The sequence below is a fragment of the Vibrio sp. MA40-2 genome (assembly GCF_047302445.1).
Classification (GTDB): domain Bacteria; phylum Pseudomonadota; class Gammaproteobacteria; order Enterobacterales; family Vibrionaceae; genus Vibrio.
Window position 1 is genome coordinate 549,007 of the sequence record NZ_CP178627.1, and the last position, 23,158, is coordinate 572,164.

General features: G+C 38.5%; 21 protein-coding genes. 11 read left to right on the forward strand and 10 right to left on the reverse strand.

Translation table 11 applies throughout. The annotated features are described in order from the left end of the window. Window positions 1-42 precede the first annotated feature (42 nt). The 3 genes from ACLKML_RS02305 to ACLKML_RS02315 all read left to right on the forward strand — a co-directional run bounded on the left by ACLKML_RS02305 (window position 43) and on the right by ACLKML_RS02315 (window position 2,884). The gene (locus ACLKML_RS02305) at window positions 43-960 is read left to right on the forward strand and encodes a LysR substrate-binding domain-containing protein (RefSeq protein ID WP_413283471.1); all 918 of its coding nucleotides are present in this window, start codon (window positions 43-45) and stop codon (window positions 958-960) included. Window positions 961-997: 37 nt separating this feature from the next. Then, the gene (locus ACLKML_RS02310) at window positions 998-1,381 is read left to right on the forward strand and encodes a VOC family protein (protein ID WP_413283472.1); all 384 of its coding nucleotides are present in this window, start codon (window positions 998-1,000) and stop codon (window positions 1,379-1,381) included. A gap of 423 nt (window positions 1,382-1,804) precedes the next feature. Then, window positions 1,805-2,884, forward strand: coding sequence for a glycerol dehydrogenase (locus ACLKML_RS02315; protein WP_413283473.1), 1,080 nt, complete (start codon window positions 1,805-1,807; stop codon window positions 2,882-2,884). A gap of 62 nt (window positions 2,885-2,946) precedes the next feature. On the opposite strand, the gene ACLKML_RS02320 is transcribed toward ACLKML_RS02315, so the two are convergent. From ACLKML_RS02320 to ACLKML_RS02335, 4 genes are all read right to left on the reverse strand, one after another. Next, the gene (locus tag ACLKML_RS02320; protein ID WP_413283474.1) at window positions 2,947-6,180 is read right to left on the reverse strand and encodes an EAL domain-containing protein; all 3,234 of its coding nucleotides are present in this window, start codon (window positions 6,178-6,180) and stop codon (window positions 2,947-2,949) included. Between the two features lie 225 nt (window positions 6,181-6,405). After that, window positions 6,406-6,765, reverse strand: coding sequence for a ribosome hibernation-promoting factor, HPF/YfiA family (hpf, locus tag ACLKML_RS02325; protein WP_413283475.1), 360 nt, complete (start codon window positions 6,763-6,765; stop codon window positions 6,406-6,408). A 222-nt stretch (window positions 6,766-6,987) separates the two neighbouring features. Then, window positions 6,988-7,878 carry a PA4780 family RIO1-like protein kinase gene (locus ACLKML_RS02330; RefSeq protein WP_413283476.1) on the reverse strand — a complete coding sequence of 297 codons (891 nt, stop codon included), beginning with the start codon at window positions 7,876-7,878 and terminating at the stop codon, window positions 6,988-6,990. 151 nt (window positions 7,879-8,029) lie between these two features. After that, on the reverse strand, window positions 8,030-8,980 hold the full coding sequence (locus ACLKML_RS02335; protein WP_413283477.1) for a LysR family transcriptional regulator: 951 nt from the start codon (window positions 8,978-8,980) through the stop codon (window positions 8,030-8,032). 100 nt (window positions 8,981-9,080) lie between these two features. On the opposite strand from ACLKML_RS02335, the gene ACLKML_RS02340 reads away from it, so the two are divergent. Next, window positions 9,081-10,451: an MATE family efflux transporter gene (locus tag ACLKML_RS02340; RefSeq protein WP_413283478.1), complete on the forward strand. Its 1,371-nt coding sequence runs from the start codon at window positions 9,081-9,083 to the stop codon at window positions 10,449-10,451. A gap of 53 nt (window positions 10,452-10,504) precedes the next feature. Here the strand turns inward: ACLKML_RS02340 and ACLKML_RS02345 are convergent, their stop codons facing one another. After that, window positions 10,505-11,260, reverse strand: coding sequence for a phosphatase (locus tag ACLKML_RS02345; protein WP_413283479.1), 756 nt, complete (start codon window positions 11,258-11,260; stop codon window positions 10,505-10,507). A gap of 206 nt (window positions 11,261-11,466) precedes the next feature. After that, window positions 11,467-12,216 carry an AraC family transcriptional regulator gene (locus ACLKML_RS02350; RefSeq protein ID WP_413283480.1) on the reverse strand — a complete coding sequence of 250 codons (750 nt, stop codon included), beginning with the start codon at window positions 12,214-12,216 and terminating at the stop codon, window positions 11,467-11,469. Between the two features lie 148 nt (window positions 12,217-12,364). Between ACLKML_RS02350 and ACLKML_RS02355 the strand changes: the two genes are divergently transcribed. The 5 genes from ACLKML_RS02355 to ACLKML_RS02375 all read left to right on the forward strand — a co-directional run bounded on the left by ACLKML_RS02355 (window position 12,365) and on the right by ACLKML_RS02375 (window position 16,778). After that, a complete protein-coding gene (locus ACLKML_RS02355; RefSeq protein ID WP_413283481.1) occupies window positions 12,365-12,958 on the forward strand; it encodes a 2-hydroxychromene-2-carboxylate isomerase in 594 nt (197 codons plus the stop codon). 247 nt (window positions 12,959-13,205) lie between these two features. After that, entirely contained in the window at window positions 13,206-14,534 is a 1,329-nt protein-coding gene (locus ACLKML_RS02360; RefSeq protein WP_413283482.1) for an anaerobic C4-dicarboxylate transporter, read from the forward strand. 192 nt (window positions 14,535-14,726) lie between these two features. Continuing rightward, entirely contained in the window at window positions 14,727-15,374 is a 648-nt protein-coding gene (locus tag ACLKML_RS02365; RefSeq protein WP_413283483.1) for a DsbA family oxidoreductase, read from the forward strand. 102 nt (window positions 15,375-15,476) lie between these two features. After that, window positions 15,477-16,385 carry a homocysteine S-methyltransferase family protein gene (locus ACLKML_RS02370; RefSeq protein ID WP_413283484.1) on the forward strand — a complete coding sequence of 303 codons (909 nt, stop codon included), beginning with the start codon at window positions 15,477-15,479 and terminating at the stop codon, window positions 16,383-16,385. Between the two features lie 186 nt (window positions 16,386-16,571). Then, window positions 16,572-16,778 carry a cold-shock protein gene (locus ACLKML_RS02375; protein WP_411572393.1) on the forward strand — a complete coding sequence of 69 codons (207 nt, stop codon included), beginning with the start codon at window positions 16,572-16,574 and terminating at the stop codon, window positions 16,776-16,778. A 76-nt stretch (window positions 16,779-16,854) separates the two neighbouring features. On the opposite strand, the gene ACLKML_RS02380 is transcribed toward ACLKML_RS02375, so the two are convergent. Then, window positions 16,855-17,214, reverse strand: a complete 360-nt coding sequence (locus ACLKML_RS02380) for a glutaredoxin family protein (RefSeq protein WP_413283485.1) — start codon at window positions 17,212-17,214, stop codon at window positions 16,855-16,857. Window positions 17,215-17,435: 221 nt separating this feature from the next. On the opposite strand from ACLKML_RS02380, the gene ACLKML_RS02385 reads away from it, so the two are divergent. Beyond that, window positions 17,436-17,870, forward strand: coding sequence for a hypothetical protein (locus ACLKML_RS02385; protein ID WP_413283486.1), 435 nt, complete (start codon window positions 17,436-17,438; stop codon window positions 17,868-17,870). 68 nt (window positions 17,871-17,938) lie between these two features. On the opposite strand, the gene ACLKML_RS02390 is transcribed toward ACLKML_RS02385, so the two are convergent. The 3 genes from ACLKML_RS02390 to ACLKML_RS02400 form a co-directional block, all read right to left on the reverse strand. Next, a complete protein-coding gene (locus tag ACLKML_RS02390) occupies window positions 17,939-19,435 on the reverse strand; it encodes a dihydrolipoyl dehydrogenase family protein (protein ID WP_413283487.1) in 1,497 nt (498 codons plus the stop codon). A 310-nt stretch (window positions 19,436-19,745) separates the two neighbouring features. Continuing rightward, on the reverse strand, window positions 19,746-20,600 hold the full coding sequence (gene yghU / locus ACLKML_RS02395) for a glutathione-dependent disulfide-bond oxidoreductase (RefSeq protein WP_413283488.1): 855 nt from the start codon (window positions 20,598-20,600) through the stop codon (window positions 19,746-19,748). A gap of 152 nt (window positions 20,601-20,752) precedes the next feature. Next, window positions 20,753-21,970: a 4Fe-4S binding protein gene (locus ACLKML_RS02400; RefSeq protein WP_413283489.1), complete on the reverse strand. Its 1,218-nt coding sequence runs from the start codon at window positions 21,968-21,970 to the stop codon at window positions 20,753-20,755. A gap of 343 nt (window positions 21,971-22,313) precedes the next feature. Between ACLKML_RS02400 and ACLKML_RS02405 the strand changes: the two genes are divergently transcribed. Next, entirely contained in the window at window positions 22,314-23,120 is an 807-nt protein-coding gene (locus ACLKML_RS02405; protein ID WP_413283490.1) for an HAD family hydrolase, read from the forward strand. The last annotated feature ends 38 nt before the right edge of the window (window positions 23,121-23,158 follow it).

Consider the following 23,158-nt stretch of genomic DNA (forward strand, 5'->3'; position numbering starts at 1 on the left):
CTATCATGGAAAACCATTAATGAATCTTAGGCACAAATAAGTATGATTTCGAGCCAATTACTCTCTTTGCTACCCGATCTAGCGGCTTTTATTCTTGTTGAACAAGAAAAAAGCTTTACCGCGGCGGCAAAAAAACTCAATGTCACCCCGTCGGCGTTAAGTAAAACAATCACACGGCTAGAAAAAGCGTTATCAGTCAAACTGTTTGAGCGTACGACACGAACCTTGATCATTACTGATGCTGGAAAGAAGATTTACGATGAGTGCATCATCATGGTTAATTCAGCACAGCAAGCAATAGAAATTTCTAACGAAGATCATAATCAACCTAGCGGTTCCATAACTGTAGCCGCACCGGAAGCGTTTTTAAACTCAGTATTGCAACCGTTTGTTATTCCTTTTTTAAAGCGTTATCCCGATATTCAATTGAAGCTGCGCGCCGCCGATGGGTCGGTAGATATTTTTAAAACCGGCATAGATATTGTTTTTCGCCTTACCGACAAACCAGATGAAAACTTAGTATTGAAAGAGATTGGTGAAACAAAATTGATGCTTTGTGCCAGCCCTGACTATTTACGCAAACGAGGAAATCCTACTCATCCAAAACATTTGCTCGATCACGATTGTCTCTATTTGGCAGAAACAGAAGATGACAATAGGTGGAATTTGGTCAAAGATGGTCAGCTACATCAAATAACCGTTTCAGGCCGCTACGCAGTAAACCATTCACAAATGCGGTTAAATGGCGTTAAAAATGGGTTAGGCATTGGAATATTCCATGATTTTGTCGTGCAAGAGGCAATACAATCAGGACAAGTAGAAGAAGTCCTTAGTGACTGGACCATCAAAGGCAACTATCACGGTATAGTGGCATTACAATTTGCACAAACTAACTATATGCCCGCTCGTTTTCGGGTATTTATTGACTACATGATGGACAATTTATCTATCAGCAAATAACTTATTTACAACAAATAAATGTATAAGGATTGATTATATGTTGAAACGAATTCATCATGCCGCGATTATCTGTTCCGATTATCAAGTTTCAAAGCAGTTTTATATCGAAATACTAGGCTTGAAACTGGTGGCAGAAAACTATCGTACACATCGGGATTCCTACAAACTGGATCTTGCTCTGCCAGACGGCGGACAAATTGAATTATTTTCTTTTCCAAATGCTCCAGAACGCCCTACAACACCAGAGGCCCAAGGATTAAGGCATCTTGCTTTTGTTGTTGATTCGGTTGAAAAAGTCAAAGCAGAATTAGAAGCCAAAGGAGTAGAAGTAGAGCCAATTCGAGTTGACGAATATACCGGTAAAATGTTTACTTTTTTTAAAGATCCAGACAATTTGCCATTAGAAATTTATCAGCAGTAGTTTATACACAACCGTTCCATTTGTTCTTAAGTGGTCGCTCTTTCAGCAACAATCTGCTTTTAATCACATTATCTGGATAAATTGACAGCAAATAAATACCATTTTGATGGTGTACGTGCTGCATGTTTTTACTGTTACAGCGCCCTATATTTATATCTTGTAATGCCTACGCCTTATTATGATCAGTTAAAAAGTCTGGTTTAGGTTAAATTTGTCTTATCCGTCTCTCTTTAATCTAATGAAAATTTAATATCCATTGTTGTTATATTCATAGCAAAATTGCAATTTGTCAGTAAAACATAATTGCTTGTAAGCCAAACATAATCGCTTGTAAGCAAAAAATAGCGGGTTGTCAGTAAAATATAACAATTAAATATTCATTCACTATAAGTATTCATTCAACTATTAGATAAGGAATGTAGCATGGACAGTATTATCGTTTCTCCGGGAAAATATATACAAGGTAGCGGTTCAATCAACAATATTGCAAGTTATGCCAATAAACGTTCACTTATTATCGCCGATGAGTTCGTTATGGGGATAACCAAAGATTTAGTATTAGCAAGCTATAAATCACAACAAGTAGAGGTTGATTTTGAATTATTCAACGGTGAATGTTCAAAAATCGAAATTGACCGATTAACAAGTAAAATATCTCAATATGGTAGCGAAATGATTGTCGGTATAGGAGGCGGGAAAACTCTCGACACCGCAAAAGCGATGGCCTATTACCAAAACCTTCCAGTTGTCATTGTTCCTACTATCGCCTCCACTGATGCTCCCTGTAGCGCGCTTTCTGTTCTTTACACTGAAGACGGCGTATTTGACCAATATCTGCTATTACCAAGTAACCCTAATGTGGTTTTAATGGATACCGACATTATTTCTAAAGCCCCTACTCGTTTACTGGTTGCTGGAATGGGCGACGCGCTAGCGACGTATTTTGAAGCAAGAGCAGCAAAAGCGGCTCAAGCGGCAAACATGTTAGGTGGTTTAACGACTAATGCAGCGCTAACACTGGCTCGCTTATGTTACGACACCCTAATTGAACAAGGTTATCTTGCCAAAGCAGCAGCAGATGCCGACGTATCAACTAAAGCTCTAGAAAATATTGTTGAAGCCAATACCTATTTAAGTGGAGTTGGATTCGAAAGTGGTGGTTTAGCTGCCGCTCATGCGATTCATAATGGTTTAACCTTATTAGAAGAATGCCACCATCTCTACCATGGTGAAAAAGTAGCATTTGGTACGCTTACCCAACTTATATTAGAAAATGCACCGACCGAAGAGATCGAGGAAGTGTTGCATTTCTGTCATAGCGTAGGATTGCCAACCTGTCTTGCCGATATGGGAGTAAAACAAATAGATAAAGATAAACTATACCAAGTAGCGAAACTTGCGACGGCAGAAGGAGAGACAATTCATAACATGCCATTTACTGTGACAGCAGAAAGTGTATTGGCGGCGATATTAACCGCAGACAGAATCGGTTCAGATAAGTAACCTTACCAAGTAGTTCATCAATTCAACAGGTCATATGAATGTTAGTCATTCGGGCCTGTTTTTTAATTTTTGTTCGCCCAAGCTTTATCGGGACGCCATTCCAACAACCATTCAATAAATTCGTTTGCGGGCATAGGCCTTGCGATACCATAGCCTTGGGCTAAATCGCAGCCCATTGATAACAACTGAGTCCCGTGTTCGGTACTCTCTACTCCTTCAGCTATCACTTCACGATTAAAAGCAGCAGCCAAATTAATAACGCCTTTAACTATTGCTCTATCATCAGAATCGATCAGCATATCTCTGACAAAACTTTGGTCTATTTTTAACAGATCCGCGGGTAAACGTTTAAGATAGGTTAATGATGAGAACCCTGTCCCAAAGTCATCTAACGCAAAATTAACGCCAATATCCATGCATGCTTGCATGGTTGACATAACATCGGCAATGTCGCCTAAGGCACTGGTTTCTAATATTTCAATTTGTAATGAATACGGCTTAATTGCAGGGTGTTTTGCTAACAGCATGGAAAGATTGTTCACAAAATCACTTTGTTGGATGTGAAAAGCGTCAATATTAACGCTAATAGCAATATCATAACCTCGACTCTGCCATTCTTCTATTTGATTCAGTGCAGTGGCAAGAACCCATTCACCTAATAAAAGACTTAGCTTATGGCAATCTATAAACGGTAGGAAGTCATCAGGAAGAAGTAACCCTGATTCTGGATGATGCCATCTTATTAACGCTTCAACACCTACTACTTGACCCGTGCGCATATTGACTTTCGGTTGATGAAATAATTCAAACTCAGAACACTCCAACCCGTGTTCTATCTGCTCAATCATTTCACGCTGGGTTTTTATAGATCTATCTTTATGTATATCAAATAAATGGTATTTATTTTTTCCTGTTTGTTTAGCAATGTACATTGCGTGATCGGCGTGGCGTAGTAATTGGTCGGCATCTACACCATCTTGTGGGTATAAAGTGATGCCAATACTGGTCGAAACCTGTAACGTTTGATCCCCTATATTTACCGAACTCATCGCTGCATTTAATAAACGCTTTAATACTGTTTGGCATTGCTTCATATTTTCAATACCAGTAAGCACGGCAACAAATTCATCACCACCGATGCGAGCGAGCGTATCACCCTCACGCAAGCACCTATTCATTAAAGCAGAAAGTTCTATCAAAAGATCATCACCTACATTGTGACCATAGGTATCATTAATAATTTTAAAACCATCCAGATCTAGATAGGCTACCGCTGTGGACACTCCTGTGGATTCGCTTTCTCGCATCGCTAAATTTAAACGATCAGCCAATAGTATTCTATTTGGTAAGTTGGTTAAAATATCATAGTGAGCAATGTGTTCGAGCTGCTGTTGATGTTTCTTCATTGGAGTAATATCAGAAAAAAGTGCCACGTAATTTTTAATATTTCCTCGAACGTCTAACACTGCACTAATAGTGACTAATTCCGCAAATAATTCCCCGTTTTTACGTTTATTCCAGATTTCGCCAGACCATTGTTGGTCGGCTACTAATGAGGTCCACATTTGGCAATAAAATGCTTTACTTTGTAAATCTGAACTAAGAAAACGTGGGTTTTTCCCTAATGCTTCCGCTTTGCTATATCCAGTAATACGGCTAAAGGTATCATTAACGTCAATGATCTGGCCTAATGGATCGGTAATCATGATACCTTCTCTTGCATGCGTAAATACGCTGGCCGCTAATTCTAGTTGCTCTTCTGTCTCTTTTCGCTCAGTAATATCTCGGATCTCCATCACTCGAGCATTAGTGCCTTTATAGATAATAGATTTGCCCTTTACGGCTATTGGAAAACGTGAACCGTCTTTACGAATACCTTCTATTTGATAACTATTTTCATGCTCAATTGTTATTTCATGTGACATGATCTCAAGGTATTCAGGAGCAATAAACCTAAGTTCATTCATACTAATCAGTTCAAAATAATTAAAGCCGGTAATATCCGTTAAACCACTATTACATTCTAAAATGTTACCGTTATCATGAATGAGAATGCCGCCATAGGTTGCGGCACTCAGTGCTTTGAATCGTTCTTCACTTTCTAATAATGTCTTTTGAGTAATGGCAATTCGCTTATTAAAGCGATGTAAGTAAAAAGTAATAGAGCTCGTAAATACAACTAAAATAAGCGCAATCATCAATGCCGGCAGTACCCATCTTGGCAAATTATTCGCTGATTTTTGATAAATAAATCCATCAAGATAGGTATCATCAGGCACTAACCCTGTCTTTATGAACGTATCCGCCATGTGCTGCCAACGTTCTGGGTTGGTATGTCCAATTTGAATCAAATCAGGAATTATTAATTTACGTATTTGTTCTGCTTCAAATCTCAAATGATCTCGAGTTTTGCTCACTTTATATTTGGTTTTTATAAGGTCGATAATCTCTTCAGGGTTATCCAAAGCGTACCGCCAACCTTTCAATGTAGCCCGAAGCATTGCTTCGACACGTGCAGGGTTGTTTTTTACTTCATCCTCAGACGTAAAGAGAATATCACTATAGAAATCGACACTATAAGAAATAGGGTTAATAATATTGTAGGCAATATTCTGCTTTGTTAATAGATATGGTTCGTTAGTCGTATATGAATTAAATGCCGCTACTTTACCCGAAATAAGGTCGTCTAGTTGATAGCTACTTGCAACGATGTCGAGCTGTGAGAATGAAACTCCCTCATTAAGAAACATAGTAAGAAAATCGGCATCTTCAGATTCGCCGGTTAACATGACCTTTTTGTCAATAAGATCGTGAACAGTTTGAATACCTGAACTCTGTAAAGTAATCAATACTGAAGGTGAATGCTGAAAGATCGGCGCCAGAGCAACCAGTGGTTTACCCAACAACCGTTGGTAAAGCACCTCACTATTACCTTCTCCATACTGTACTCTTCCAGACAACACTTCTGTGGTTGGTTGGCGAACAGGACTACCGCTCTTAATCCTAACATCCAAGCCTTCATCTTTATAAAAACCTTTTTCTAATGCCGCATAGTAGCCTGCAAATTGAAACTGGTGGTGCCAACGCAGCTGTAAATAAACTGTGTCTAACGGCTCAGATTGAGAGGCAAATGAAACAGAGACATGAAAAATACTAATGAAAGGAAAAAAATAACAAAGACGACCAACTAACACGGCTAACACGTTGGTATTTTTATGATGTTTAAATCTAAAAACCTGGAAAACGGCCAAGAACACTGATTGTTTTTGAGAAGAAGTGAAGGTTTTTTTTACCAAAATAATGACATCCTGATCTTACACTTCTAACTAAACATTATGGTAGTTTAAGTGAAATAATTAATTTCAGAAACATCAATATAACGTACGGATTAAATTATATAAAGGGATAAATATAACGAATTTATATACTAAAGCACTAAGGTATAAATAAAAAATACAACAAATTTCATATTAAAAAGCTAGCAAGAAGTTCCTGCTAGCAGTGTAAAAAAGTATGGAGTTTTATTTAACTAACTTCATTTCTTGAATGATTTCTGAGGCAATTTCTGGTTTAGTACTGGTTGGTTTTGCATGAAGATCCGATTTAAGCTGGCCTTTACGGTTACTTAATCCTGCTTCTAATTTTTTCAACGCGGCTGAAATTGCAGGATACATAATTGCATTGGATGACTTAGCCGACACTCTTACGCCTTCATAATTAGTAAATATTTCTACTTCATGTTGTCCATGCTCTTTGGTGATGATGATGTCACTACTGATTAGTTGGGGAAAGTGAGCGGATATCTTTTCGAATTTACTTTCAATTTCTTTACGCGAGTCGTCATTAATTGATACATGATGTGTTTGAATATTTACTTTCATATAATTGTACCTTTTCAATTACTGTGTTCTTTAAACGTAGCAAAGGTTAAGAACCTTGACCAAGTATAGATTTGCACATGTGTGATTGAGTTCCGTATTATCAAATTTTATGACTCTAAGCCCTTGAATACACAAAACGGTTAAAATGTAGCCTGCTCCTTAATGTTCATTTTACTTATAAATTAAATATAACTCATTGATTTATAAATGCAACATAACTTATCAATTTTCATCCGCCCAGTTAAATTTACTTTTATCTACCCCTTCTTTTGCTTCTTTGATTCGCTCCCTTCTAAATTTTTCTTCATCACGAGCGGCATCAATTTCTTGCATTATGGCAGCGATATCCGCTTCAGTATCCCCTTCAATAAATTGTCCAGTCAATTCACTATCTGGCTTCAAGTCGCCTTTTTCATACAGCGCCCATATTTCTTTAGCGTATTCTGTTGTTAATAATTCCGGAGCAAACTGACCATAGTAGTCACGAATGTTATTGATATCTCGCGCTAGCATCCACTCAGCATTATTATTAGCGGCAGCATCTACCGCTTGGGGTAAATCAATAATTACTGGCCCATACTCATCCACTAATACATTAAACTCCGATAAATCGCCGTGAATAATGCCTTCGCATAGCATTTTTACTACATAAGTCATCATCTCTTGGTGATCTTCTATCGCCTGTTCTGCAGACATCATGACATCGTTAAGTCTAGGTGCTACGTAACCTTCATCATCGGTGATCAATTCCATTAATAACACACCATCAACACAACCATACGGTTCTGGTACTCTTACGCCTGCTGCCGCGAGCTTGTATAAGGCATCCACTTCTGCACTCTGCCAGACTTTTTCTTGCTGTTGACGACCGAAACCCGATCCTTTTTCCATGGCACGAGCGCGGCGACTATTGCGAACTTTTCGGCCTTCTCGATAGGCTACTGCTTGTTTAAAGCTTCGTTGGTTGGACTCCTTGTAAACTTTGGCGCAACGGATATTATCTCCGCAACGCACAATATAAACAGAAGCTTCTTTGCCACTCATCAGTTGGCTTTGCACTTCGTCGATTAAACCATCGTCGACTAAAGGCTGTATTCTCTTAGGTATTTTCATAACAACGTTATACCTTAGTTCGTAAAAAGATGTAATATTCAGCCATAAAATGGATCATTATTTTTACAAATTATATTAATAATCTATCTAAATATAATTATTATTCTCAATTTCAATATTAGTTGTAACATTGGTTATGCATAAGTTCAAATTACTCAGTTACTACTCCCTGCCAGTGGTGCTTTTCCGCTAATCGATGAATCGTCTGTTTTTCTTTAGCCGTTTCATCCTTTAACCAGGTTATAAGTTCATCTACGATCGGAGATTGATTCCTATAATGGCAAAAGTACTGCCATGAACTGTACTGTATGGAGGCTAACTCTGGGCAAACTAAATAACCACGTTCGAGTTCAGGTAATACCAGCAGTAAATCGGTTACCGTAACACCCTGCCCGGATAAACAAGCGCTCAAGGCCATATCTAATGTTAAAAATGTGGTATTACGAGCAGTAGAAGTTATGTCGTATTCTGTGGCGTTTAGCCATGTGCTCCAATCATGGTGATCCATTGTAGGATGCAACCTCGGCAACTGGATAACCGTTTCAATGGTTGCTTGACTGGTAATTAACTGTTGAGCACAAACGGGCGCCATATATTCTTCACGTAAATACATAACATCAGGTTGATTGCTATAAAAACTCCCTCGCCGAGAATTAAATATCAGTAGATCATAATCATTAGAATTAATACTTTCATCTTCATCAATAGTTGGGATAACAACAATTTCATAACTAGGATATTTTTCATGCAACTGGTGAATTTTAGGTATAAGTGAACGAGTGGCATAACTTAATGCGGCTTTTATGACTATTTTTTTTGGTTGTTCTTGCTGCCACATAGCAATGAGCGATTCTAGAGCCTGATAGTTTTTTTGTAGCGTTGCAAACAGGGACTGTCCCTTTAACGTCAATTCTATCGAACGATTGTTTCGAATAATTAACGATTCCTTGAGATCATCTTCTAATTGCTTTACTTGTCGGCTGACTGCACTTTGTGTTACATGCAGCTCTTTTGCGGCTAAGGTAAAGCTCATCAGTCTTGCTACTGATTCGAATACTTTTAGACCTTTATGAGAATACGGTAAATTTGGATAAGGTTTCATTTTCATTCACATGAGTTTATGTAATGACAGATTGACATAAATGTAAATTGAACACCAGACGAAAAATCGATATTTTGAGCTCAAAATCACAGAGGTTGTTATGCAAAAAATCTTCTCACTCGCGCTACCGCTCATTATTTCTCAGCTTATCTCTATGGCTTTGGTACTGACTGATATTTGGATGATGTCGCGCATAAGTATGACATCTCTTGCAGCGGGTGGTTTGGGTGCATCTGTGTATTCGTTTGTTTTTCTTATTGCTGCGAGTACGGTGGGGTGCAGCGCTAACCTTATTGCTATTGCTTATGGACAAAGTTTATCTCGCCCAGAATTTGGCACTCAGCAAATAAGAAATGCGGTAAAAGGTGCTGTTATTCTATCAATATTATGCACCATATTACTTTCTATTAGTTTCTATTATGTGCCGAGTTTTTTACATGATGCTAACCAATCAGATGCGGTTATTTCAATCGCTATGCAATATTTACATGCTTTAAAATGGGCAATGCTTCCAACACTTTTATTATTAGTATTACGTGGCTTAACCAGTACTTTTGGCGATGCACGTTCGGTAATGGTGATGTCTGTTGCAACGGTTTGGCTGAACGTCCCTATCAGCTATTTTCTCGCTTTTACTTTAGATTATGGAATAGCGGGTCTTGGTGCAGGAACATCATTCGCGGCATTTATTGCTTTATTTGGCTACGGATATTGGGTATTTAAGCGCGAAAAATACCAACGCTTTGCTCCTTGGTACTATTTGCAAGACTATTCATTAAAGCTGATCTTACCGTTACTAAGCATGGGCTTACCGATTGCTTTAGCCAGTGTTTTAGAACACGGGCTCATTTATGGGGGGACACTAATGGCAGGAATGATCAGTGTTGCGTCATTAGCAACACATCAAATTCTTTTGCAATGTTTAAGTTTCACCTGGAATATTAATTTTGGCTTCTCTCAAGCGGCGGCAATTTTAGTTGGCAAAGACTATGGTGCAGACAACATAGCTGAAATAAAACAAACGTGTCTTAAAAGCTTTATATTGGTTACAGCGATCAGTATAGTGCTTTCTGTGTTGTTTATTCTTTGGCCGCAAGTCATTGCTGAATTATTCCGTTTAGAACAAAATAACCAACTAGCTAACACTGAACTGACTGAGCTACTGATTTCATCTATTTGGGTAGTGGCTTTGTGTTTTATTGTTGATGGATGGCAATTATTAGCACTTAACTTATTGAGAGGGATGAAAATCGTCCTATCTCCCACTATTCTTACCGCTATTGGCTACTGGGTATTTGGTTTACCAGCCGCTTGGTGGTTGATGCAACGCTATGGACTGTCAGGTATCTGGGCAGGAATTGGAATTGGCTTGGCAATAACAGGGGTTCTGTTACTTATACAGTTACTAAGTGTTATTGGCCCTTCAATATCGATAAAAATGCAGAGAAAAAACGCCACTGCAACGCACTAATTTAACTTGCGACAAGCAAATATATGCTTGTCGAAAAGTTTACATTGCCTTAATTAAATGCCGGTTTTTAACACGGAAAATTCGTCAATAGGCGCACGGTTACGTCGCGCTAAAAATTGCAAAAACTGCTGTGCAGTGTGGGTAATAACTTGTGTAGCGGGCATTTCCACTTCATCAAGCATATGACTTACCTGTTCTAGTCGGCCAATATCGACACAAAAATGAGCGTCCGATCCTGTCGTCACATAGGTTCCTATTTCTTTTGCTACTTTTGCAATCTGTAAACAACGATCAATACTGCCCACTCGGCTGTGGCCTTTAAGCGAGCTATTATTAATTTCCACTGCAACATTGTGCTGTTTAGCACACGTTAATACTTTGTGGAAATCGAAGTCAAAATTAGGGTTACCTAAATGGCCTAGTGCATCAATGCGGCCACTTTTTATCACATTAATCAAGGTTTCTGTATGTGTTGCACTGTCGGATGGTGCGTAAACTGGTTCGTGAAAACTAGCAATAATCCAGTCTAATTTTTGGTCAAGAGAAGGGTGTATATCCAGTTCACCTTTAACATTAAGAATATTGGCTTCCATACCACGAATAATTCCGACACCAGATAGGAAGCGTGGCAATATTTTCTGATTAGCGAAGAACCAATAATGAGGCGCACCTGGCATCGATTCAGCATGATCTGTGCTGCAAAAAATCTTCAAACCATTCTCGTGTGCTAATTTGGCATTTTCAATTAACGTGCTATACGCATGACCACTAGCATACGTATGGGTGTGGGTATCCACTTCAAACTTCATAAAACCTCACTAACAATTTATATACTGTTGGTATGTTAAGTAACTTGTACTCTAAATAACCGAAACCGATTTTTTGACAGCTAACCTCTTTAAAATTAGCGTAATAGACTTTGTTATTTACAGTCTATATTAAATAAGTCTAACAATTATTTTTCAGGACAGCAGGTTTTCTTTTTACTATCGATTTTTTGTTTTCACTAAACAGACTACTGTCGACGCATCTGAGCTGGACTACATTGATATTGTGATACAAATGCTCGGCTTAGCGCTTCTTGGCTACTATAACAATAACGTTGAGCGACCGTTTTTACTCTGTCTCCCTTTGCTAAATCTTGTCGTGCGAGTGACAGACGCCATTCGCGTAAATATTGCGCTGGAGTAGAACCAACACAATGTTTAAATCGTTGCATAAACTGGCTACGAGATAACCCTGCAATATCAGCTAAGTCTTCTATTTTCCAATTAAACTCTGGGTTTTCATGGATAGCTACCAAGGCTTTACTCAGTTTACTATCTGCTAAACCAGCAATTAAACCTGGGTTGTCGGCATGCTGCCGCATTACTTTTCTAAGTAAAATAATAACCAATACTTCAAATAATTTTTGCAACGTAGTAGCGCTTCCACAACGTTGGGCATGTACTTCACCCAATATCAATTGGGCCAATTCCTTTAAATTATTATCTTCATCTATCGAAAGCGTGGTTTTCCTTGGCAATGCTCTAGCCAATGGATTGGCTTCGCCTCCTAGATTGACTAATGCGGCAATCAACAACTGCTCTTGCTCGGCCACAAAATCTAACTCACCTAAAGAAATAGGCCAAAACTCTATACGAGTCAATTCACCGCTATTTTTATCCGACAATATAAAAAGATTGGCTCTAGTAAGATCATCGGTTACATCTGCTTTTAGCTCAAATCGAGCAATTAGTGCTGAAAGTCTATCTAATTTCGCCATCACATCTCACTTAAAAACGGACTTATTATCATGTTATATGGACTTTATAATGACATTTTTATCGCATTCTAACAATCAAGGCGCAAACCAATCACTTAAAACGCCCTATAAACCTTATTCGAACGGTCATTTCAAGGATGTAAAATTTATGAACAAAAATATCGACTATTACTTCACTAGCCTGTCGCCATTTACCTATTTAGGGCACAATTTACTGCTCGAAATAGCTGATGGAGCAAATAAAGGCATACACTTTAAACCTGTTATTTTAGGCCAAATTTTTGGCACCAATGGCACACTTCCTTTAGGCCAACGTCCACAAAACAAACAACAATATCGCTTACTTGAAATCAAACGTTGGGCAACTAAGCGTAACTTGCCTGTAAACTTACAGCCGGCTTATTTTCCTACCAACCCAGCACTGGCAGACAAATGTTGTATCGCCCTACAAGAATTAAAGCTAAATGCTGGTCAATTTGTTGCCCAAGTTTTGGCTGCATGTTGGTCGCAAGAAAAAGATATTGCTGAAGAATCTGTGTTGTACGATATTTTAACCTCATTAGATCTCGATGCTGCTGCCGTGATTGCACTCGCTAACTCAGAACAAATCCAAGCCATATATCAAAGCAATACCGATCAAGCTATTGCTGATGATGTGCTAGGTGTGCCTGCTTATTACTTCAATAATGAACAGTTTTGGGGACAAGATCGACTAGAACTACTCAATGACGTACTTGCATAACCGCCACTAAGCTTTCTAAAACATCCTCTATTAATGAAAAATAGAGGATGCTCTTCGATCTATTGTTCTTCAAACTTGTGCGATAAAACACGTTGAAAGTCGTCACACACCCCTACAAGCTGTGAGCTAAAGCATATAAGACTTAAATATCTTCTAAAGATATCATTAAAAATTGATATTGATTAATTCTCTTTATTCTTTTAAGGCGCAAAATAATTTTAGTTAATTAAATAATCAGGAAATTTTTATGTTGTATCTAGAGTTTTTGTTTTTGCTGGTGATGCTCTATATGGGCTCACGTTATGGGGGTATCGGATTAGGTGTCGTATCTGGTATCGGTCTGGTGGTTGAAGTATTCATATTTAGAATGCCGCCAACCTCTCCACCTGTTACTGTAATGTTAATTATATTGGCGGTGGTAACATGTGCTTCCATTTTAGAAGCAGCCGGTGGGCTTAAATACATGCTACAAGTTGCGGAAAGAATTCTTAGAAAAAATCCTAAGAACGTAACGCTAATAGCACCATTTGTAACCTACACAATGACATTTATGCTAGGAACGGGTCACGCTGTTTACTCTATTATGCCTATTATTGGTGATGTAGCGCTAAAAAATGGGATCCGTCCAGAACGTCCAATGGCAGCTGCTTCGGTTGCATCTCAAATCGCCATTACTGCCTCCCCTATTTCTGCTGCGGTTGTATACTATCTAGCGCAAATATCTAACATTCAAGCTGATATTACCCTCGTTTCTATCCTTTTAGTTACCGTACCTTCTACGTTAGCCGGCACCTTCTTAATGTCTCTATATAGCTTGCGCCGTGGTAAAGAACTTGAAGATGATCCAGAATATCAACGTCGACTGAAAGATCCGATGTGGCGTGAAAAAATACTTAATACAACCAGCACTACATTAGATGAAACCTTGCCGACTTCTGCAAGAAATTCAGTATTAATATTTATTTCTGCCTTGTTAGTTATCGTCTTTATCGCCATGGTTCCGGAAGTTCGTACGGTTGTCGATGGCGGAAAACCCATCTCAATGTCAGTAATTATTCAAATGATGATGTTGGCATTCGGTGGTGTTATCTTATTAGCAACCAAAACCGACCCAAGACTGGTGCCTGAAGGCGTGGTATTTAAATCCGGTATGGTTGCAGCTATCGCTATCTTTGGTATCGCGTGGATGTCAGATACTTATTTCAAATATGCTTTGCCAGAGTTTAAAGAAGGCATTATCGGCATGGTTACGGATTACCCTTGGAGTTTTGCCTTCGCGCTATTCATTGTGTCAGTGGTAGTTAATTCGCAAGCAGCGACAGCTAGAATGATGCTGCCTGTTGGACTAGGCTTAGGTTTAGACCCAGCGCTACTCATTGGTATTATGCCAGCGGTATATGGCTACTTCTTTATACCAAACTATCCTTCAGATATTGCAACCGTTAACTTTGACTCTTCTGGTACAACCAAAATCGGCAAATGGTACTTTAATCACTCATTTATGTCGGTTGGTCTTATTGGTGTAATTAGTGCTTGTTGTGTCGGTTATGTATTAGGACAAATCTTCATTGGCTAATGCATAAGGATGCTTCTGGAGAAGAGCCAATGTTTACCTAAACTGACTTCTTGAATCGAAAACCACGCCTAGGCGTGGTTTTTTTATCTCCTTCATAGACAATCTCATATAAACCTCAGCCTTATTTATTGTAATTATTACTTGAAAGTGTACACTTATTAAAAATGAACAACTGTTCAAGAAAGGTTAATTATGAAAAATAAGATAAAGTTAGATATCGTCTCTGATGTTGTATGTCCTTGGTGTATCGTCGGTTACAACCATCTGCAAGCAGCCATTAGTGAACTAGGAATACAAGACCAAATAGAAATTGAGTGGCAACCTTTCGAACTAAACCCAGATATGCTACCAGAAGGAGAAGAACTTCGAGCTCATGTTGCGAGAAAATACGGCTCTTCTGCAGAAGATAGTGCCCGAGCAAGAGAAAACATCACCGCGCAAGGAGCTAAGCATGGTTTTGAGTTTAACTATTTTGATGGTATGAAGATAGTCAACACCTTTGAGGCACATATTCTATTAGAATACGCAAAAGAAATGGGTAAACAAACTGAGTTAAAATTGCGGTTATTTAGTGCCTTTTTCACCGAGAAAAAAGATGTGTCTGATCGAGAAGTATTACTTAAAGAATTAGCAAGTATCGGGTTAAATGACATAGAGGCACGCAAGCGCTTAGACGCTCCTTCTTGCCAAAATGAAGTACGAACCAACCAACAGTTTTGGACACAAGCCGGCATTTCTAGTGTACCTACGGTGGTATTTAACCGTACAACTGCATTATCTGGCGCACATCCTGTCGACACTTTTAAACAGGTATTAACTGAATTAATGCAACAAGAATAAAGCCGTTGCAAAGGGAAAATACTCCATCAATATTTTCGCCTTAGACTGATTGGTCTGGTATTCTCTCTTTACCAGACTTTTTCAATAATTTAGAACGTAATTATGAACAAAATTACCATACTTGACGGTGGAATGGGACGACAACTTAAAGCGATCGGTGCACCATTCTCACAGCCACTTTGGAGTGCACAAGCTCTGATTGAATCTCCAGATCATGTCACCCAAGTACACCAAAGTTTTATCGATTCAGGTGCTGAAATAATTATTGCTAATAGTTATGCCTGTGTCCCTTTTCATCTTGGCGAGGCACGATTTAAAGCTGAAGGAGCGCAGTTAGCTCGTAAGGCAGCTAAAATAGCGCAATCCGTTGCTCAAGATACTTCTGTTCAAGTTGCTGGTGCTATTCCCCCGCCATTTGGTAGCTATCGACCTGATTTGTTTGATACCGAAGAAGCAGTAGAAATAGTCAACACGTTAATTGATGCACAAGATCCCTACGTTGATTTATGGCTAGTGGAAACAATTTGCAGCATTGAAGAATTTGACGTTATTTATCAGGCTTTACACCACAGTAATAAAGATTCTTTCTACTCGTTTAGCTTAGATGATTCTCATACCGACCACGCTAATTTACGATCTGGGCAATCGGTACAGTCTGCTATTGAAAAAGTGGTACAACAAAATAATGTCAAAGGCATTCTTTTCAATTGTTCGGTTCCTGAAGTAATGGAACAAGCGGTCGAAGTTAGTAAAATAACCATCCAAAAAGCAAAAGTCGACATGCAGATAGGTGTTTATGCTAATAATTTTATGCCTATACTAACCAACCACAAGGCCAATGGAACAATGCAACCTATGCGTGAACTGTCGCCAGAAGCATATTTAACTTACGCCAAACGCTGGTATAAAGCAGGTGCTTCTATCCTTGGAGGCTGTTGTGGTATTGGCCCTGCTCATATTAAAGCCCTAGCAGAATGGAAAATAAACTACACCTTAAACATAACTGATTAAACATAACTTGACATAGTTTAAATAGCCTATATAATTGCGCTCAGTAAAAAAGAAAGCCTTTTGTTTATATTCTCCATTTCGTTGTTTATCCATAATACCGCGCTCTGTAGTTTTTAAGTGTCAGTCTGTTTTTACGCTCTTACAGCCTATTAAAGGCAACATTAATTAAAATTACAGGATAATATTATGTCTAAAGTTAAAGGTACCGTTAAATGGTTCAACGAATCTAAAGGTTTTGGTTTCATCGAGCAAGAATCTGGCCCAGATGTTTTCGCACACTTCAGTGCTATCTCTGGCGACGGTTTCAAAACTCTTGCTGAAGGTCAAAAAGTTGAATTTACTATCAGCCAAGGTCAAAAAGGCCCTAACGCTGAAAATATCGTAGCTATCTAATTTCTCACGAAATTTAAGCTAACAATATTTAGAAAAAAGGTAAACCTAATCGGTTTACCTTTTTTTATGACTATTTTTAAGCAAATTCTTTTTCTAAATACGCAACAATCTCTGATGATTCATACATCCAGATACTTTTGCCTTCTTTTTCTATTCGTAAGCATGGTACTTTAATTACGCCACCATCAGTTAACAACTCTTCTCTATGCGTTGGATTATTCTTAGCATCTCTTAACTCGATTTGTACCGATTGACGCTTCATTGCACGCCGAACCTTTACACAAAATGGGCAAGCATCAAACTGGTAAAGTGCCATTAAACTTGCTTTCTTATCGACTTCTTGTTGAGATTCTGCATCTCTTTTAACGCCTTTGGGAGTGAATATAAAATTAAGCGTCAAAATAACTTTCCCTAACAACCAGCGAATAACCTTCATGATACCTCTTTTTTATTGAGCAATAATTTACATTATTGTAACAGTGTTAGCCCGTACACTCTAATGTTGTTGATTGTCTGACTTGAACATATGATGATGCATGCAGTTAACAATAGTGAATCAAATAATATAAGTGCTAAACAAATATTTCTTTTCATATTGTTCAAAAATAGCAATACTCAAAAGCATATCTGATTATGCAAAAAATTAAGGTTACGATTGTGAATAAATCTGGACTAGAAAAAGAATGGTTATTGCTTCAAAGTCAATTTGATAATTATGAAAAATATTCTTTGTTGATAAAGCTATTTAACATTTTTATGTTCTGCGGCTTTTATTTATTTGGTAATATCACTTTGATAGTCATCGGTATTTTATTTGTTTTATGGATACAGGATGCTATTTGGAAAACCTTTCAATCAAGAATTGAACCAAGATTACTCGAACTAGAACAAGCAATAAAAAACGGTGAATCAGAAAAGAGTGACTGTCTAGCTTTCCAATTTAATAGCCAATATTTGTTATCTAGACCAAGCCAATTTGGCTTAGTAAAAGAATATATTTGTCAGTCTTTAAGACCAACTATCGCTTATCCACATGCGCTACTTGTTGTATTAGCGCTAATATCTACTATTTGTAGTGGTACATTGAGTTAGCTAAATTAGGCGCAGAATGCGCTCTAATTTAGCATATTTAGACGGTAAAATACCGTCTAAATCAACAATTAACCGCGTCTCCAGGTGTGATATTTTTCTAACAAACGAAGAATCGTTTGTGGTGCATGATCGCGTTTCCATTCGCCTGCTGCGTATTTATTCGCTTCTGCCCAAGTGGGATAACTGTGAATCGTGCCTAATATTTTATTCAACCCCAGGCCATGTTTCATTGCTAACACAAATTCAGCGATAAGATCACCTGCATGCTCAGAAACAATCGTCACACCTAAAATTTTATCTTTTCCTTTCGGAGTAATCACTTTAATAAAACCTTCGGTCGCACTGTCAGTAATCGCTCTGTCTAGCTCTTTAAAATCAAAGCGAGTAATTTCGTAATCAATTCCTTTCTCTTTTGCTTCATGTTCATTAATACCGACTCGAGCAACTTCGGGATCGATAAAAGTCGTCCATGGAATCACTCGATAATCGACTTTAAACTTCTTAAACTGACCAAATAAAGCATTTACAGCGGCATACCAACCTTGGTGTGCAGCAACATGGGTAAATTGATATGGACCTACAATATCACCAGCAGCAAAAATATTTGGATGCAAAGTCTCTAGATATTCATTTGTCACAATTGTTCGGTTGGTTTCAATACCAAGATCTTCAAGACCATAGCCTTCTAAGCGAGCACTACGCCCTACCGCACAAAGTAATTGATCGTATTCCAATTCTATTTCTTGATCATTGTGCTTCACGACAATAAATTTTTTGCCATCTTTTAATTCACAACGAAGCGCTTGGTGAGACGTTAGAATATTCACACCACTCTTTTGTAACGCTTTAGTGGCAAATTCAGACACTTCGAGATCTTCTCTAATCATAATGCGATCTGCCATCTCAACTTGAGTGACATTCGAACCGAGTCGAGCAAAAGACTGCGCCAGTTCTGAACCAATCGGCCCACCGCCCAATACAACCAATTTTTCTGGTGCTTGCTCTAGTTTAGCGAACTCACTCCAAAGCGTATCACTGGTTACATAGCCTGTTTCTTCTATACCCGGTAAAGGTGGAACAAATGGACGAGCACCTGTAGCAATAACGATGCTACGTGCCGTTAGACGAGTTGTAGAACCATTTTCATAGGCAATTTCGACCGTCCACGGGTCAATCAATTTACCGTAACCTTTAAGAACTTCAACACCAAGATCGGTATAACGCTCAACGCTATCGTGTGGTGCCACTTCAGCGATTACGTCATGAACACGTTGCATCACTTTTTTGAATGAAAACGGTACGACGGTGCCTTCTAAGCCATAATTGTGGGCATTTTTCATTTGATAAGCAATTTTGGCACTTTTGATTATCGCTTTACTTGGAACACAACCGTAATTTAAACAATCACCTCCCATTTCTCCTGCTTCAATCAAAGTCACTTTCGCTTTTACTGCTGCTGCAATATAACTGGTTACCAAACCACCCGCACCACCACCAATCACAATTAAATTACGATCAAAACTACGTGGCTTTTTCCAATTTTTACTTAATCCGTCTTTATTCATTTTTACTACCATTTTCATTGTGAATGGAACAATTCGTTCGCTTAACTTGCATATAATAGAAGACAGGTGTTATTAGAAATTAATTTCAACTAATTGACGATTTATTTTAATTAGTCAGTAATCTTGGTCATTAACCATTCTTCAATCAGTATTGTCGACCGAAGTAGAAGCCGGTTACATCTTGCTTACTATCAGTTCAAGATTGGCACCTAACTAGAGCTACGGAAAAAGCAACCTTAGCCACGTAAGAAGCAACGTTGTGAATAGTTTATTACTCACAACGTTTAACATTGACACAAAGCAGATAAAACTACGGCTTAAGCTTGAGGACCTTGTCGATATCTTCAGCAGAATGGCGTTCAGTCACTTTTTCCCACTCTTCGCCAAACGGTTTATTTATTATTCTTCCTCTTTGAACTGGCTCACGAGCATCCAGCATTTTCGCCCAACGAACAACGTTGGTATAAGACTCAACCTGTAAAAATTCAGCCGCATCGTAAAGTCTACCTAGTACTAAATTGCCATACCATGGCCAAATTGCCATATCAGCAATAGTGTACTCTTCGCCTGCAACAAAAGTGTTGTTAGCGAGCTGCTTATCCAGTACATCTAATTGGCGTTTTGCTTCCATAGCGAAACGATTAATTGGGTACTCTTGTTTCTCATCGGCATACGCATAAAAATGGCCAAAACCACCACCTAAAAACGGTGCAGAACCTTGCGCCCAAAATAACCAGTTAAATGTCTGAGTGCGCGCAGAGCCTTCTTTAGGTAAAAAAACTGCAAACTTTTCCGCTAAGTGAACAAGAATAGAAGCCGACTCAAATACGTTGACATCTTCTTCTCCAGATTTATCAACTAGAGCAGGAATTTTAGAGTTCGGATTGACACCAACAAAACCGGATGAAAACTGATCCGATTCACCGATATTGATCAAAAAGGCATCGTATTCCGCTTCTTTTATTCCTAACGCCAATAATTCTTCAAGTAATATTGTTACCTTTTGACCATTTGGTGTTCCTAGAGAGTATAGCTGTAAAGAATGGTCGCCAACTGGCAAGTCTTTTTCGAATCTCGCCCCTGACTCAGGACTGTTGATATTTGCCCATTTGTTACCGCCATTAGTATCATTCACCCAAATTTTAGGGGGTGTATATTCATTCATCGCTATGTACCTCTATCTAATTAGGATTGTCAATATAATGTCATGAACAGTCGTTCAACATTGAAAGTAGCGCTTTCTTTACACTTATTCAAGTCTTATCGGATAAACTCTCATCATTATAAGGCGCATAATTTATATTTATACTAGTTCAATTAATGATTAATTTGATGGATATATTTCATTAATTCCATCCGAACATCATCGGTCACTTGACTATGCCAAAAGCCTCCAACATAAGCAGCAAGAGGAATGCCAAACATCAGCAACAGCAATATAATGAGAACACCAGTAGACGAGAGTGTATGTCCTGTGACCGATTTTATACCTAGTGCCTTCTTTTGTGGACAAGCGTTAACACATCGCATACACGCTTGACACTCATCTGTTCGTACTGTTTGTAAAGTATGAACACTGATTCTTGCAGGGCAAGCACGTGTACATTTATCGCACTCTATTCCCTTACTGTTTATCAAACAGTGCGTTGTATCTCTTTTTACCTTAAACGGACTAAAGAAGCCCAATAATCCAAGCATTGCACCATACGGGCAAAGGTAACGGCAAAATGCCCTGTCCTGCCAAAATACTAAAGCAATAACTAAACCGATTAGCATCGCTTCAATAACACTTGGTGTAACAAAAAACATTGCCATTTTTAAGTCAGCTATTTGTTGATAGTAACCAGATAAATAATGCGGCAAAGCACGGCTTGGTAGGGCTAAAACAATAATATAGAGTAAGCCAAGTAATAATAAATACTTGAGCATTCTCAACGGCCAATCTAGCCAATTTGGCGGAAGATATTTTGCTTGAACAAAGCGTAATCGAAACTGGTACAGATACGACCCCGCATGGCCAAGAGGGCATATCCAACCGCAAAATGCCCGTTTACACAATAAGCCACTCAGCAAAACCGTAAACAGCATTACCGCCGCCGCCGGATGACTTTGGTCCCAAAGACCAAGTGTAATAATCGCCTTTAACTCCAAGCCACCCGCGATGGGTAGAAAGGCATCAACAACATCAGGCCGAGACAAGCCGAGCTTAATTCCGTAACCTAACAACGAATAATAAATAACGTATTGAACACCGACTAGTAACATAGATAAAGACATCAGATATTGGACCCAATTTCTTAATGTATTCTCTCGAACCTTGCCGCGAGCTAACTCTGGTTCCGCTCGGTTTAAAACCATGACAAAGACAAAGGCAACGCCGGCACCTAAAAATAGCGGCCAATACAAAGTAGAAATGAGGGCAACCAAAAGTAAAACAGAGGTGAGAACCATCCCCCAAGTCTTCGAACTCCAATAAAGCAAATTTAAACAAAACAGTAAACCTGTCATTAAAATAACACATTCTAAAATAGACATCGTTACACTCACATTCAAACAACACTAACAATGTATATGCTTCCAAAATGTAGAAACAATACAAGAAATAAAAAAACTATTTGCTTAATTTATAAGGATATATTTTTAGCCATACACTCTAAAGCAATTAACTATTAGGATACTGTTGATTCAGTTGAACTGACAGAGGATAATCATATTGTTGAATAAATACGTGAGCACCTTCGCCAATAAATCTTATTTTGCCAAGAAACCTTACTGATTTGATATCAAAGCTAATCACTTATCAGCACAGCCACGACAATACGTTTTATTAGAAATCGACAGCTATTAAGATGAACAGTTATTAGAATGGAGCTATAAAATGCCACAAAACGACATAAAGTTTATCGCCGCCGATATGGATGGCACTTTACTTGACCAACAAGGAAAATTGCCTGTAGAATTTTTTGATATTTATCATCACTTAGCAGAGCAAGACATATTATTCTGTGCAGCATCAGGGCGCCAATACTTTAGTCTGAGGAACACCTTCTCTCCCATCAAAGATGACATCCTATTTATCGCAGAAAATGGCGCGTTAGTGATGTATCAAGATAAAGAACTGTATAGCCATAGCATTGATAAGCCGTCGATTAAAGCGATTATCGCTCAAGCTCGTCTAATTGATGGTGCGCACATTGTATTATCTGGAAAGAACTCAGCTTATATTGAAACCAGATCTGAACCGGCAATTGAAGAGATCAAAAAGTATTATCATCGCTATGAACAAGTCGCCGACCTACTCGATGTCGAGGACGATATTATTAAAGTAGCTATTTGTCATTTCGATGGCTCAGAGCGCTACATTCATCCGTCTATTAACGCAGCATTTGGTCATAGCCACAAAGTGGTTATTAGTGCAAAAATTTGGCTAGATATCATGCACTCGGCAACTTCAAAAGGTGCAGCAATTAAACACTTACAAAAAACGCTAGGATTTAGTTTCAAACAGACGATGAGTTTTGGTGACTACTTCAATGATGTAGAAATGCTCCAAGCAAGCTTTCATTCCTACGCTATGGAAAATGCACATGAAAGGGTGAAGATTCACGCAAACCATATTGCCCCAAGCAACAAAGATTTAGGCGTGCTAAAGGTAATTAGTCAACATTTGAGCAGCATTGAGTAATCTCTCACTAGGTTTTGTGTTAACAAAGACGAGTATAA